Consider the following 15,066-nt stretch of genomic DNA (forward strand, 5'->3'; position numbering starts at 1 on the left):
GGAATTTCGGAATTTCATCTTTGGGAAGAAGTCGAAAAAGGGCTGGAGGTTCCCTTTTACTTCTCGGATCCCGGCAAACCAGGTCAGCGTGGCACCAACGAAAATAGTAACGGCCGCATTAGGCGCACGTATCCAAAAGGAACCGATTTCAACCGAATGACCCAGAAGGACATCATGGATTTTCTCTTGACGTTCAACCAGGTCCCCCGGAAAGTGCTCAATTATAATACGCCATTTGAGGTATTCATGAATTTCTTGCCGTGTTCGACTTGAGTTGACAATTTACAGCCTAAAAACATTTTCAAAATATTTTGCAGAATGATAGACTAGTATGAACAAACTTAGGTGGTGTCAATATGGATAAGAAACAAAGAGATGAAGTCATTGATGACGCAATTGGAGAAAGATCAGTCCAGCGGCTTGAGTTAAGAGGAGGGGTTTTTGCTGCAACAATTCCCCTTGTATTCTTCATCGTTTGGGCAATAACGCTAAGTGTCCTTGAGCTTGTTACAGAGGAAGCACTTGTGCTCGGGATGGTCATCGGAATCGCAATTGGTCTTTTTTTCTGTAAATCAAAGTGGGCAGATTATGCACAGAGTTTATTTTCTGGGATGGCGCAGCCAATAGGGGTCATAGCTGTCATAGCCTGGTTCTGGGCTGGAATGTTCGCTAAATTGCTTTCTGCGGGTGGACTAGTGGATGGACTGATATGGTTTGGCTTCCAAACCAACCTGGAAGGCGGCTTTTTTGCAGGTTTAACATTTTTGCTGGCTGCCCTATTTTCTACAGCTGTTGGAACAGGATATGGAACAGTCGCTACTTTTGGCATTCTTATGTATCCTGCTGGAATTATATTAGGAGCCGATCCTGTCGTCCTGCTGGCAGCAATTCTTAGTGGTGCGGTATTCGGGGACAACCTTGCGCCGGTGTCTGATACGACGATTGTTTCTGCAACTACACAGGAAGCCGATGTTCCGGGAGTGGTTAAATCCAGGTTCAAATATTCCATTTCCGCAGCTATTCCTGCACTGTTTCTATTTGTTCTGTTAGGCGGCGGAGGAGAAGCTGCCGGAACAGAAGCAATGGCCCAGCTGCAGGATCAGGTATCTCCGAGCGGCCTGCTATTGCTGATTCCTTTTGTGCTCGTCTTATATCTTGCACTATCAGGCCATCATTTGCTGACTTCCCTTACCTGGGGAATTGTGGCATCCATTGTATTCATCATCATTTCAGGAACACCTTTTACAGAAGTGATCCATATTTACAAAGATGATACAGGAAATGCGGTCGTGGAAGGAGCCTTGATGAGCGGAATCGGAGGCTATTTCAATATGGCGATTTTGATCCTATTCATCCTGGCTGCCGCTCACTTGATGGAAGTAGCAGGTACGATGGAAGTCATTAAGAACTTTTTTCTGAAAATGATCAATAATGTGGTTCGAAGAGCAGAGTTGTCGATCTTCGGAATCGTGGCATTTCTGAATATCTTCATCACAATTAATACGGCAGCAGAAATTGCCGCTGCGCCGTTTGTCCGGAAAATCGGCAAAGAGATGAACATTCATCCTTACCGCCGGGCAAACTTCCTTGATACGGTTTCGTCTTCACTAGGCTATATCTTTCCATGGAGCGGAGGAGTATTGCTTGCATGGGCAACGATAAAGGGGGCCGCGGAAGAGTATGAATTCCTGCCGATCGTCAGCCCTACAGAAGTGGTTCCATATGTCTTTCAAGGATGGGGCTTGCTGCTCGTGATGCTGATAGCAGCTTTCACTGGATGGGGACTTCGCTACAGCGGGAAAAACGGGGAGGAAGTTAAGCCTAAAGATTATAAATAAACAGTAAGAGGTGCCGGCAAAAATACCGGCACCTCTTTTGCTTTAGCTTTAACACATCAAAAGGGACAATTTCTTTTAAAAGGACAGTTTGCGAAAACAATGCTTAGACGAACAGGAAGTAGGAGATGAACAGGATGCAGAGAGCATACATGATCGGGTGCACTTCTTTGAATCTTTTTTGAGAAATCAGGGCTAGAGGATAGAGTATAAAGCCTAATGCAATTCCTGTAGCGATACTGAAAGTCAAGGGCATCATCAGGATGGTAATAAAGGATGGGATGACAATTTCCATGTGTCCCCAATTGATTTTGCTCATCTCTGTTGCCATCAACGCTCCGACAATGATCAACGCAGGTGCTGTTACTTCTGGTGTAATGACTCCTAGAATCGGAGAGAAAAACAACGCGATAAAGAAACAGGCGGAAATGATGATGGATGTGAAACCGGTTCTTCCTCCTACAGCAATACCGGCAGAGGATTCAACAAAGGTAGCAGTTGTTGAAGTACCGAGTACGGCTCCAACGACACCGGAAGTTGAATCGGCCAGGAGCGCTCGCCCTGCATTCGGTATTTGGTTGTTTTTCATCAAGCCAGCCTGGCTTGCCACCGCAATTAGCGCACCAGCAGTATCGAAGAAAGCAACAAACAAGAAAGTGAAAATGACGGTCAATACTTGAGGAGTCAAAATATCTCCTAAGTGATAGAAAACCACTCCAAAAGTTGGTTCAAGACTTGGGACTTTTCCGACAAACGAATCCGGGATGCCGATCAAACCGGCAATCATTCCGATAATAGTTGTAACGACCATTCCTATGAAGATGGCACCATGAACGCCTCTGACAAGCATTAAAACGGTAATAACAAATCCTCCGACTGCAAGTCCTGTCAATGGAGAAGCCAACTGACCAATAGATACGAAAGTGTCAGGGTTAGCTACAATGATTCCAGCGTTCTTCAATCCAATAAAAGCAATGAAAAAGCCGATCCCCGCCGCTATTGCGTGTTTCAGATCCTGAGGAATCACATTAATGATTTTTTCGCGAATCTTCATTAAGCTTAAGATCATAAATATGATCCCTGCCACAAATACACCTGTAAGAGCTACTTCCCAATCGATTCCCATCCCTATGCAAACAGAAAAGGTAAAAAATGAATTCAACCCCATGCTGGGGGCTATCCCGATTGGGTAATTGGCCAAGATCCCGATAAGTAAGGTACCTGCAATAGCAGAAAGGGCAGTGGCCGTGAACAATGCTCCTTTATCCATTCCAGCCTGACTTAAAATGACAGGGTTGACGACTAATATATAGGCCATGGATAAAAAGGTGGTGATGCCTGCCAGTGTTTCTTGTTTGTAGGACGTTGCACGTTCTTCAAACTGAAAAAATTTCTTCATGATGATTGACCTCCTGGTGTCTCATAGTAGTAAGTTGAACCATGAATGGATAGTGATAGACATAGTGATTGTTTAGTGACAGCCCTTAAACTTTAAGGAAGGTGAATTCCCCTGAGTGCCAGTCAGCTTAACAGCACGATAAAACTTCAATAGAACAACTCAAAAAAGCTCTGTCAGCAAATCAGCCGCCAGAGCAATTATCCATAAGAATAGAAATAATTATAAAATCATTACTATCCTTGTAGACAAGCTATTTAAGGTAGCTGGTAGAAACGCTCAGGCCATATTCCTGAACTTATACAAGGTTTTATTATTCAAATATAATAGTAGTCATCTTACCAACATAAAAATTAACCGTCAATAGAGAATGAAATAATCAATTTATTGAAATTATTCCTGCGGTACATACGCTCGATGAGGGAATACTTCTCAATATAGATTATCGTACTGAAGGAGCAACAGCTGGAATATAGTAAGTTTACTCCAAAAGGATCAAGGGAATTTAAAACTACACGCAATGTTAATAGTATAGTGTCGTACAGGCAGCAGCGATTGCTTATGGTGCCGATCTTTTAGGATTAAAATATATTCGTACCCTGTCTCATGTCTGACCGTGCATAATATTAATGGAGCCTTAATAGACTATCATTAGAACTTCAGCAAAAAAATATGTACCTTGTTTACTGAGGTTTGAAGGTCCAACTATACATAATATAATTATAATAAATAAAGTGCTTTACTACATATTGCTTTAACAGATGAAGAAAGGGGGGCGGTATGTTGAAGGAAATATTGAATTTTGATAGTGAGGGATATCCTTTTGTAATGTTCTCAATGTCCCATTTGATGGCTATTGGAGTTTCTATTCTGCTTCTGGGGCTTTTTTATCTGGCTCGACACCGGATTATAGCTCATGGAAGACAGTTGACGAGATACCTTTTGATTGCATTGCTTGTATTTGGAGAAGTGTCGTTTCAATATTGGTATTTCATCAATGATCGTTGGGATGCTGCTATAAATCTTCCTTTTCAGCTCTGCTCTCTGTCACTCTATTTGTGCACAATCATGCTGCTGACGAGAAGCTATCGAATTTTTGAAATCAGTTTTTTTGTGAGCATGACAGGTGCTTTCGTTGCTATTTTAACACCGGAATTATTCTACGGTTTTCCGCATTTTCGTTATTTCCAGTTTTTCATAGCACATATAGCCATCGTCCTTTCCTGCTTATATATGGTATGGATTGAAGGATATAGAGCCACCTACTCATCTGTCTTAAAGTCGCTAGCTGCTCTGAATATCATCGCATTCTTTGTTTTTTTGATCAATATCGCTATAGATGCAAACTATATGTTTCTGCTTCATAAGCCAGTAAATGCAAGTCCCATCGATTTGCTGGGCCCTTATCCATGGTATATCCTTTCCTTGGAAGCTGTAGCATTCATCCTGTTTTCTCTATTGTATTTACCTTTTCATCTGTCTAGGAAAAAGGAGATGATAAAGGAGTTTTAAAGAGGGATCCTGGTGCTGTTTCAATTAAAGAGTCCAAATTGCAGTAAAAGAAAGGTACTCTTGTAGAAGAGCAGATGAAAGCAAAATTCTTTTAGCGCTGATCCAAGCCTCGACTTCATATTTTTCAGGATTTTTTAGTATGCCATAGAGACTCTTCGTAAATCTCTTCATTCCTTCGGGAAGAAGAGATTTTTTTATGAAGGCTCTTTTTAAAAGTTGTTGCATTTAAATTCATTATTATCCTCCTCCCCATTTTTACGCAGAGGGAAAGGATTGGAGTCGTCGGCCTGGAGCGGAAATCCATTTCTTTTAAAGCAGTCACCATCTTGCAAATTCAGCCTTTATGAAAAATAAAAGCGCCGTACAGAGTCTTGCTATCAAACTCTTTGTAATTTTTTCGAAAAAATCAGTAAATAATTGTATAATATACATATATTACTTAAGCAGGGGGTATTGCATTGAAAGAATGGAGAGGTGCTGCGGCTATATGCTTAAACGAAAAACAAAAAATTCTTGTGGTGAGAGGAATGGGAACCGATATATGGAGTGTGCCCTCTGGAGGAATTGAAGCAGGAGAATCGCCTGAAGAATGCTGTATCCGTGAGGTAAAGGAAGAAACAGGCTGCGAAGTTGAAATTGTACGAAAATTAAAGGTCAAACAAACAGAAATCAAAGGCATTGCAGTTACGACTTATTATTTTCATGTGGCTATAACTGGCGGAACATTGGAGGTCAATGACCCTGATCTGAATATAGAAGAAGCATGCTGGAAATCATTCGAAGAGTTCGAAAGTCTGCCCCAGATGTATCCTGAGGATCTGCCTTTGATCAAGAGTGTCTCAGACTCTTTCAATGCAATTACATAACTATTTTGGAAGCCTCATTGAGGGCTTCTTTTTTAAAGGCTCTTTTCGTAAACTTTCTAATTAATATTTTTCATAAGAGAACGCCAGTATTCACCGGTAATAACCGGATAAGCAAAGGTGGAAAGAGCTGCTCTTTCAATTCAGAGAGTAATTGTATCCCTAAAACTGCAGGAATTTGTTTTTCGCTGCTAGGTGTCCCTCGAGAGCTGGATGAGTGACACCAGGAGTCCGTTTTTCGCTGCTAGGTGTCCTTCGAGAGCGGTTTGAGTGACAGCAGGAGCCGTTTTTTCGTTTCTAGGTGTCCTTCGAGAGCGGTTTGAGTGACAGCAGGAGCCTGTTTTTCGCTGCTAGGTGTCCTTCGAGAGCAGTTTGAGTGACAGCAGGAGTCGTTTTTTCGTTTCTAGGTGTCCTTCGAGAGCRGTTTGAGTGACAGCAGGAGCCTGTTTTTCGCTGCTAGGTGTCCCTCGAGAGCTGGATGAGTGACACCAGGAGTCCGTTTTTCGCTGCTAGGTGTCCTTCGAGAGCTGGATGAGTGACAGCAGGAGCCTGTTTTTCGCTGCTAGGTGTCCCTCGAGAGCTGGATGAGTGACACCAGGAGTCCGTTTTTGGCTGCTAGGTGCCCTTCGAGAGCGGTTTGAGTGACAGCAGGAGCCTGTTTTTCGCTGCTAGGTGACCCTCTAGAGCGGTTTGAGTGACACCAAAGGAGAAACTAGTAAGTTATTCTGATAAACTAGCTGATTCGTTTGAAAGAAATACCTAGTTACTGCAGTAATAAAGCAAGCAGGACTATTATCAAATTAAATAAAACCAAAAGAAATATATGGTAAAATAAAATAGAATTCTTATCTAGTTGAAAGGGAACCAGTATTCTAAGCGATAATGCTTGGGAGGTATTAGGCGTAAACATCTTATGATTGGAGAAAGCGGAGTTTATGTTAAAGAGCATCCTGGCACCATCTATGCCTTTTTGAAATGAATGGGTACTGAAGCTGCCTAAGGACTTGGCGGCTTAGTTATAAAAATAGAGTTGCAGAAAGAAACATTACTTAAATATAATAGATAGGAAGATACATCCACATTTCCATACTTCGCATCATATAGGCAAAGGCATAATTAGGGAGGGGGCCATTGAGTGAGCATTGAGAGTTTGACGCTGCTATCTTCAATACTGGTTATCAGTATTTCAGTCTATCTTTTATTAAAGTATAGTCACCTCTTTAAAGAGACAAAGGCTGTCGTACTATATTCTTTTTCGGCATCCGTTATTATATGGGGAGTCATCTTCCTTTTGGCAGTGGAATATGGTCTGTATGCAAATATGAGGAAGCCAGGCATGTCCATCCTGTTAGTCAGCCTGTTTTCATTTACTATGCTGGCGTTCAGTCTTGTCTTTTATAACCTGAAAAATATTGAACAGGACAAAAATTCCTTAGGTTATTTCATTAGCAGTATCGTTGCGGGGGTTTTTCTGGTAGCCATTCAATGCAGCCTCTACCTGGAACTTACTGGTTTTGATACATATATCTTGAATAACACTCTTCTGTTCGCGGTGCTTCATACCGTTATAACTTTATTTCTGCTTACCAGGGTGCTGCAGCAGGTCAGATTTGATCAGCTGCATTCACCTGCCAAAGTTAAAAATGTGTCTCTGGTGATCATCTCAATAATATGCGGTCATTCTTTATTTGGTTCTTTTATTACCGTTATAGAGGCATTCAGCTTGACGGTAAATTATGATCTATTCAATGTAGAATATGTAAGTGCTATCCTGTTGTTTGCCATAACAGTGGCACAGGGAGAGAGGCAGTACCTGGATGAAAGGGCAAAGCTTAATTATTTGGCCTATCATGATTCTCTTACAGGCCTGTATAATCGCAGCTATATGCAGGAGAGCATCTCTAAAAAAACGGGAGAGTCAAGAAGTCCATTCCATGTATTACTGTTAGACCTGGATTATTTTAAGCATATAAATGATACCCACGGCCACTTTTTCGGAGATGAAGTGCTGATAAAAGTTTCCTCCTTTATAAAAAGTAAGTTAGGTCCTCTTGACCGGGCAGGACGCTTGGGAGGGGATGAATTCGTTATCTTTTACCACGAGGAAATGAATGAATTAACAGTAGAAGAATTTTGCGGAAGCATTTTGGATTACCTGTCCAATCCGCTCATTATCAATGACCGGCAAATTACAGTGACGACTTCAATTGGTGTTGCTTCTTACCCTGAAAATGCGGAGACTCCTGGAGAACTCTTAGTCAAGGCAGATATTAGCATGTATAAGACGAAAGGGGATGGACGAAACTCCTACACCATTTTCAATCGCCAATTAGAGGAGGAATTCAACAAGGACATTACCTTACAGGCTGATTTAAGCAAGGCTCTTCTAAATAAGGAATTTGAAGTCTACTATCAGCCGGTTATCAGCCTGAAGGATAAAAAGGTCGTCGGTTTTGAAGCGCTGCTTCGGTGGAACCACCCAGAGAAAGGGATGGTCAGTCCCGGGGAATTCATACATATAGCAGAGGAAACGGGAATGATTGTCTCCATAGGAGAATGGGTGGTCCGGGAGGCTTGCAGGCAAATCCATGACTGGAATAGGCAGCTGAATCAGGAATATACCATTTCCATCAACCTGTCACTCAAACAATTTTCGAAGAAAGATATCTTTGAAGTGCTTTGGGAAATCATCATGGATTCAGGAATATCCCCTTCACTTGTGACCATCGAGATAACGGAATCCATGGCAATGGTCAATACTGAACATACCCTTTCTCTTTTAGAAAAATTCAAAGAAAACGGGATCGGAATTTCCATAGATGATTTTGGGACAGGATACAGCTCTCTCAGCTATTTGAAGGACTTTTCAATCCAGAATATCAAGATCGATCGTTCATTCATCAAAAGTGTCAATGAGAGTGGAAAAGATGATGCGATTGTAAAAGCAATTATGTCCATCGCCGAAAATCTTGGGATAGAAGTAGTGGCAGAAGGTGTGGAGCTTCCTCAGCAGGAACATTTTCTATTAAGGGAGCAGTGCCGTTACGCACAAGGTTATCATTATAGCAGACCGCTAAACAGCAGCGATTTACTGAAATACCTCGAAAGAAACAGCCTTGTAATTACAGCTGATCCAGCAGTGACTTCTTAGAACTGCACGAGTAGAGATGGAAAAAGGAATCTTTTTTTGATAATCTGCCAAAATATAGACAGAGAGGTTTTTTCTCACTACATGGAGAGAGCTTCGCAAAGCTTTCATGTTCCCAATTATAATGTGAGGTTTCAAGCGAAGTTAACAAAAAGAGCCTTATTTTAAATGACTTGGACCAAACGAAATCTATAAATGTACTTTAAGCCCGCATAATTCGGGCTTTTTTTATTTTCAAAAACACTAATTGCTTTTTGTAGTAATTTAAATTACTATATAAAGTAAAGGAGAAGAGAGGGTGTTAACCATGAAAACCAATTACTATCTAGAAACCGAAAGCCACTTCGATTTTGATGTTTTCCAAAAACAGTTTGAAGAAAAGCTGAAGGAATTTAAAGCAACTGACAATGTCTTTACCCTTAATAGGATCTTAGAGGAAATGAATGAGTTGCGGTTTGAATATGAGGGAGCTCAAAATCTTATCACTCTCCGCTATGTACAGGATTTTAATGATAGAGAAACATCCTCTGCCTACCAGGAATTCATGTCACGGGATACCAGCTATCAAAATTTAGTGACCTGGTATTATCAGGATCGTCTTCTTTGTCCGCAGAAAGAAAAGCTTGAAAAGAACGCAGGAAAACAGGTTTTCAGGCTTGCCGGATTAAAAGTGAATTCTTATCGGAAAGAGATTGAAAGAAAGGTCGATCTTGAAGTTAAGCTTATGGAAGAGTACTCAACATTACTTGGAACGGCTGAAGTGGAATTTCAGGGAGAACACTTGCCCTTATCCGCTCTGGGAAAGTATATGGCTAGTCCAGACAGGATGATAAGAAAACAGGCATGGGAAGCCAGAACAGAATTTTTTGAAGAGAATGGAGGTAAGTTTGATGACATTTTAGATGATTTAATCGCTGTGAGAAATGAAATCTCTCTTAAGTTAGGAAGAAAGAACTTCATTGAAGTCGGATACGAACGGATGAACAGGACAGATATTACACCCTTTGATTTAGAGAATTATAGAATACAAATCAGGAAATATGGAGTTGGCTTTGCTTCATCTTTGAGAGAGAGGCAAAAGTCCAGTCTGGGTGTTGAAAGATTAAAGTATTACGATGACAAAATAATGTTTAAGGAGGGCCCGCCCTCAATAAAGGTTAGTGAGAAGCAGTTCAGGGAAGGAATGCATAATTTGTTGAGGGATTTATCTGAAGAAACAAAAACATTTTCAAATGCTCTTTTTGAAGAGGGTCATTATGATTTCTATCCCCGGAAAGGTAAGAAGGGCGGGGGGTATGCAACCTACCTGGGAAAAGAAAGAAAGCCGTTCATATTTGCAAACCTTACAGGTACTTCAAATGATGTTCGTGTCTTTACCCATGAAGCCGGGCACGCCTTTCAATTTTTTATGAGCAGCAGTTTGAACTGTCCCGAATATATCATTCCAGTTGATTCTGCAGAAATATTTTCTTTTGCAATGGAACGGTTTGCTTGGCCGTGGCTTGATCAATTTTTTAAAGAGGACACCTGGAAATATAAATACTCACACACGGCAGAAGCCTTTATGTATATGCCGCTCGCAAATGCCGTGGATGAATTTGAACATTTCTTGTATGAAAAACCGCAAGCTACTATAAGAGAAAGAAGGGAAGAGTGGAGAAAACTAGAGAAGAGCTACATGCCTGAATTAGATTATGACGGGAATAAGTATCTGGAAGATGGCGGGAGTTTTCATAGCATCGCTCACATATTCTTTAGTCCTTTTTATTTTATAGACTATGATTTGGCCCATACAGTGGCAGTGCAATTACTGAAAATGGCTCAAAAAGAACCAGCGGCTGCCTGGGAAAGCTATCTAGAGATGTGTAAAGCTGGAGGAAGCAGGACACTGAAGGAGCATTGTCAGGCTGCAGGGCTGATAAGTCCTTTTGAAAAAGAGGCAATAGCCGGAATAATCGAGTTTGCTGAAGAGTTGCTGAAGAGTTGATGAATGAAAATCATAAATTGGTGAGCAAGAATAAAAAAGTGTAAGAAAACATGAAATCCCCTGAATGAGAGAATCCCTTTTTTTCACTCAATGATAAAAGGGAAGCAATTGCTTCCCTTTGGGATCTAAAGAAGTTCTTTGACGGCTTTCTCAAGAGAGCCAAGTGTTTCGATGTCAGGGAGCTGGATTCCCAGCTGGATGATTTTCTGGGCCACATCAGGAAGAATTCCCGTAATGATTACCTTGATTCCGAGTAATTTTAAGGCCTCTGCAATTTTTACAACTTCAGAAGCCACCATATCATCCATCATTGTGACGCCTGAAAGGTCAATGATTAAATGTGAGAGGCGGTATTGGGAAGCCTTATTTAAGGTTTTTTCAAGAATGATCTGAGCCCTTTCTCCATCAATATCACCAATCAAAGGCAATATTGCAACACTTTCGAAGATTTTTACAACGGGAGAAGAAATACGTAGAAATTCTTCCTTTGTATTCTTCAAAATATTTTCATGATATTTTACGTAACTCAAACCGAAAATCAAAATAGCATCGTCTAATAATGGATCTATAATGGATGCTGCATCGAAAACGATTTCCAGAGATAAATCATTTTCTAAGGCTATTTCACGGATATACTTCCAGATATATTTTCTATACAATTTAGAAGTGCTAAGAGTGCTTTTCATCGGTGCATTGGATTTAATAGCAGCCTGCCCGGCGAATTCAGCCCAGTGAGCGATGTCTTCCTTCAATGTATCTGGATTATCATACTGCAGTGCTTGAGCGATAAGGTGAATGAACTTTGCCCGGCCTTCTAGCAGTTCATGTACGTTAGATTCATCAAGATCTAATTCTTGATAAGTCTTTATATCTGTAATTTCTCTAGCGATGTTATATTTATTCTCAATTAATTTTTCCGATAATAACGCTAATTGATCCATGACTTTACCCCATTAATATTTAAGTAATAAGATTCCTAGTTAATAGTACATAAGAATCCAGGTACATTCAAATGAAATGCCTAATATAAAGGGATGTCCTTATTAGAATAGAGGGAAATACAGTACCTGTTCAGGATTTAGGTTAGGGGAAGGGGAATTATGGTCATTTTCTAATCTCCTATTACTAACAAAGATTCCAAGAAGGTTATTCGGTCCTGGTTCGCCAAAGGTTCCAGGACCAATGATATTAGAGAACCTCAGTCTTCTCTTCCCGAGGACGGTCCAGCTTCATTCGCTCCAATTCCAATTTCATCATTTCAGTTTCCATGACAAAGTTCTCTTGTTTCAGTTTTTCTAACTTAAGTTCATCTTTCAAAAGGGCCTGCTTGAACTTATAGCTTTTTTGAAAATGATCGCTAATGATGGCTATGATCGGGATGGAAAAAATCATGACAACAGCGATGGTGCCTGTCATAATACCCCTCCTTACAATAAAAGTATTGTTGAATGTATTTTCTATTATATAGGTATTTTATCTGAATTAATAGATTATTATCTCAGCCTGAAGACTGAGTTTTGTAGAGGCGGAGGTCCTGAATTTATGAAAGGCTAAACTATTGAGCACGGAGTATGATCCTTCTAACATGAGGCATCGAAGTCAGTATTCACGGGTCTCATAAACATAAAATGCTCTTTTTGTAAATTTTTTCCTGTTTAACATTTAATGCGCAGATATCACCGAAAATAATGATAAAACAGCCTTTTTAAACGATTGTTGCTTTTGAATGCGATTTTATCATCCTCCCTCTTATGGGCAGAGGGCATGGAGCGAAAACCCTTTAAGAATAAGAAAGCCGCAATCTATGTGAAAACAGTCAAATGAAAACACATAATAACAATAATGCATTCCTTGTAATGTTATACGAAAGACATGCTTGAAAAGTTTCGCGGCTTTTCGAATAACTTCTATTCGAGGCAATAAGAAGTCTCTTTAAAGTGCTCTGCTCACATATTTGTGGCTTAATCAAAGTAGTGAATTTACAATCCACCCGGTTGACGGCCCGAGACCGGCGCCCGCTTGAAGCTGAAATTCATTACTTTTAACGACTAAGTCTTTGAGTAAGTCAGTCATTTAAAAAAGGATATTCGCCTGTATCTATAGAAATATTAAAGGCTCTGAATTTAAAAGCTTCTCTGGCAAAGCGGAAATTGTCAGTAAATAGGACAGAAATGGAATGATGTATGACATGACAAGAGGAAAAATAATTTTGTTGAATGGTGTATCTAGTTCAGGAAAGAGTACCTTAGCACAAAAGATAATAAAGAAATTGCCCGATTATTTTCATCTTTCCATTGATGATTATGACTATATTATCGAAAAGATGGAAGACCGTGAGAATCAAAGGTTGATCCCTGTTCCGACCGAGTGTTTTTTTCATAGCACTATTTCAATGTTTTCCGATAATGGAATAAACCTTGTTGTAGATCAAATCCTTTTTAATGAAGAAACACAAAAAGACTGTTATCAAACGTTAAAGGATTATCCAGTATTGTTTGTCGGGGTGCATTGTCCTGCAATTGAGCTGGAAAGGAGAGAAATGACCAGGGGAGACAGGCAGGTTGGACAAGCGTGCGGCCAACTCTCCTATGTGCATCAGCAACAAGAGGAGTACGACATTGAGATTGACACATACAATGATGATTTGGAGAAAGCCGCTCAGTTAATCAAAGAGAGAATGGAAAATTTGGATGAAGCTTCTGGCTGGAAAAACTCAGTGGAAGAATATTTAAATCAGAAGATTGAGAAATGCTAATCCTAAGAGAGGCACTTTTCCGTTGTTTAAAAGAAACGGCCCTTCGTGACCCTTGCTGGGTAGAACTGCTTCACCTATAGACGATTAAATTTTTCTTTTCATTATAAATGGGTTGCGACATTGGCATACTTTAAGTAGTATAGAAAAGTAGAAAAAGGCAAGTATTTCGAAATGAGGGTTTACAATGGAAAAAGTTTCTATATATGGATTAACAATAGATCAATTGACTTCTTGGATTGTTGAAAAGGGCGAAAAAAAATTCCGTGCTTCTCAAATTTGGGATTGGCTATATAAAAAGCGCGTAACCAGCTTCTCGGATATGAAAAATATCGGCGGGCAGCTGACTGCCTTGCTGGAAGAGAATTTTCATCTCGGTACGCTTCAGCAGGAAATCAAACAGGAATCCAAGGATGGCACAATAAAGTTCCTTTTCAAACTTGAGGACGGGAACCTGATTGAGACGGTTTTGATGAAGTTTAACTATGGATATTCTGTGTGTGTTACGACCCAAGTCGGCTGTAATATTGGATGTTCTTTCTGTGCAAGCGGCCTGCTGAGAAAAAATAGAGATCTATCAAGCGGAGAAATCGTCGAGCAGATCATGAATGTACAGCATCATTTGGATGCTAAAGGAAATGACGATAGAGTAAGTCATATCGTGGTCATGGGTATTGGTGAACCATTTGATAACTATGAAAATTTAATGGACTTTCTCCGTGTAGTAAATGATCAAAAAGGATTATCAATCGGAGCCAGACATATCACCGTGTCAACAAGCGGTCTCGCCAACAGAATCTATGACTGGGCGGATGAAAACATCCAAGTGAATTTGGCGGTTTCATTACACGCGCCAAACAATGAACTGCGTACCCGAATCATGAAGATCAATAAAGCTTATCCGCTTGAAAAACTAATGCCGGCTATTGATTATTACTTGGAGAAGACAAACAGAAGAATTACTTTTGAGTATATTTTGTTAAAGGATGTCAATGATCATAAAGAAGAAGCTCTTCAGCTTGCGAAGCTTCTGAAAAGCAAAAAACATCTTTCTTACGTGAATTTAATTCCTTACAATCCAGTTGACGAGCACGGCCAATACCAGCGCAGTACCAAAGAAGCCATTGTAGAATTCTATGGTACACTCATGGATCAGGGGATTAACTGCGGTGTTCGTACTGAACATGGAACAGATATCGATGCAGCATGCGGACAGCTGCGAAGTAAGCAGATCAAGAAAGATCAAGACAAAGTGCGTTCTTGAACCCTTTAAAGAGCCAACAGCTTAACTAAGCTGCTGGCTCTTTTTGTTGTGCGCCTGGCATGGGTGCAATCTATAGGGTGTAAGTCCCGAACTGTGAAGGCAGAAGTAGCAGTTAGCTTAACGCAAGGGTGTCCATGGTGACGTGGAATCTGAAGGAAGCGAGCGGCAAACCTCCGGTCTGAGGAACACGAACTTCATAAGAGGCTAGTATTGTTGGACGAGTTTGCAACACAAAACAAAGTCCTTTCTGCCGAAAGCAATACAAAGTAAATGAAGCAGATAGGTGGAGGGAAAGATTGTACTTTTACC

The 15,066-nt window shown here is 40.5% G+C and carries 11 protein-coding genes and 1 riboswitch; of the genes, 8 read left to right on the top strand and 3 right to left on the bottom strand.

Annotated elements, in window-relative coordinates:
- On the top strand, positions 1 to 273 hold a 273-nt coding region (locus FZC78_RS23980), incomplete at its 5' end, for an IS30 family transposase (protein WP_187445070.1).
- Between the two features lie 83 nt (positions 274 to 356).
- Positions 357 to 1,838: a Na+/H+ antiporter NhaC family protein gene (locus FZC78_RS22930; RefSeq protein ID WP_148942381.1), complete on the top strand. Its 1,482-nt coding sequence runs from the start codon at positions 357 to 359 to the stop codon at positions 1,836 to 1,838.
- A gap of 103 nt (positions 1,839 to 1,941) precedes the next feature.
- On the opposite strand, the gene FZC78_RS22935 is transcribed toward FZC78_RS22930, so the two are convergent.
- Complete coding sequence (locus FZC78_RS22935) at positions 1,942 to 3,234, bottom strand: NCS2 family permease (protein ID WP_148942382.1); 1,293 nt, start codon at positions 3,232 to 3,234, stop codon at positions 1,942 to 1,944.
- A 222-nt stretch (positions 3,235 to 3,456) separates the two neighbouring features.
- Positions 3,457 to 3,557, bottom strand: a riboswitch (purine riboswitch).
- 454 nt (positions 3,558 to 4,011) lie between these two features.
- Between FZC78_RS22935 and FZC78_RS22940 the strand changes: the two genes are divergently transcribed.
- From FZC78_RS22940 to FZC78_RS22955, 4 genes are all read left to right on the top strand, one after another.
- Positions 4,012 to 4,743 (top strand): YwaF family protein, encoded by a 732-nt coding sequence (locus FZC78_RS22940; RefSeq protein WP_148942383.1) that lies wholly within the window; start codon positions 4,012 to 4,014, stop codon positions 4,741 to 4,743.
- 458 nt (positions 4,744 to 5,201) lie between these two features.
- A complete protein-coding gene (locus tag FZC78_RS22945; protein ID WP_148942384.1) occupies positions 5,202 to 5,609 on the top strand; it encodes an NUDIX hydrolase in 408 nt (135 codons plus the stop codon).
- A gap of 1,132 nt (positions 5,610 to 6,741) precedes the next feature.
- Positions 6,742 to 8,757: a putative bifunctional diguanylate cyclase/phosphodiesterase gene (locus FZC78_RS22950; RefSeq protein ID WP_148942385.1), complete on the top strand. Its 2,016-nt coding sequence runs from the start codon at positions 6,742 to 6,744 to the stop codon at positions 8,755 to 8,757.
- 304 nt (positions 8,758 to 9,061) lie between these two features.
- Positions 9,062 to 10,741: a M3 family oligoendopeptidase gene (locus FZC78_RS22955; RefSeq protein ID WP_252183715.1), complete on the top strand. Its 1,680-nt coding sequence runs from the start codon at positions 9,062 to 9,064 to the stop codon at positions 10,739 to 10,741.
- A 125-nt stretch (positions 10,742 to 10,866) separates the two neighbouring features.
- Here FZC78_RS22955 and FZC78_RS22960 read toward each other — a convergent pair whose 3' ends face one another.
- Positions 10,867 to 11,682: an STAS domain-containing protein gene (locus FZC78_RS22960; RefSeq protein ID WP_148942387.1), complete on the bottom strand. Its 816-nt coding sequence runs from the start codon at positions 11,680 to 11,682 to the stop codon at positions 10,867 to 10,869.
- A gap of 247 nt (positions 11,683 to 11,929) precedes the next feature.
- Positions 11,930 to 12,157, bottom strand: coding sequence for a hypothetical protein (locus FZC78_RS22965; RefSeq protein WP_148942388.1), 228 nt, complete (start codon positions 12,155 to 12,157; stop codon positions 11,930 to 11,932).
- 760 nt (positions 12,158 to 12,917) lie between these two features.
- Here FZC78_RS22965 and FZC78_RS22970 point away from each other — a divergent pair.
- Complete coding sequence (locus tag FZC78_RS22970) at positions 12,918 to 13,496, top strand: chloramphenicol phosphotransferase CPT family protein (protein ID WP_148942389.1); 579 nt, start codon at positions 12,918 to 12,920, stop codon at positions 13,494 to 13,496.
- 184 nt (positions 13,497 to 13,680) lie between these two features.
- Positions 13,681 to 14,757, top strand: a complete 1,077-nt coding sequence (rlmN, locus tag FZC78_RS22975; protein WP_148942390.1) for a 23S rRNA (adenine(2503)-C(2))-methyltransferase RlmN — start codon at positions 13,681 to 13,683, stop codon at positions 14,755 to 14,757.
- Positions 14,758 to 15,066 lie beyond the last annotated feature (309 nt).

Source organism: Rossellomorea vietnamensis (assembly GCF_008180415.1).
GTDB classification, from domain to species: Bacteria; Bacillota; Bacilli; order Bacillales; family Bacillaceae_B; genus Rossellomorea; species Rossellomorea vietnamensis_C.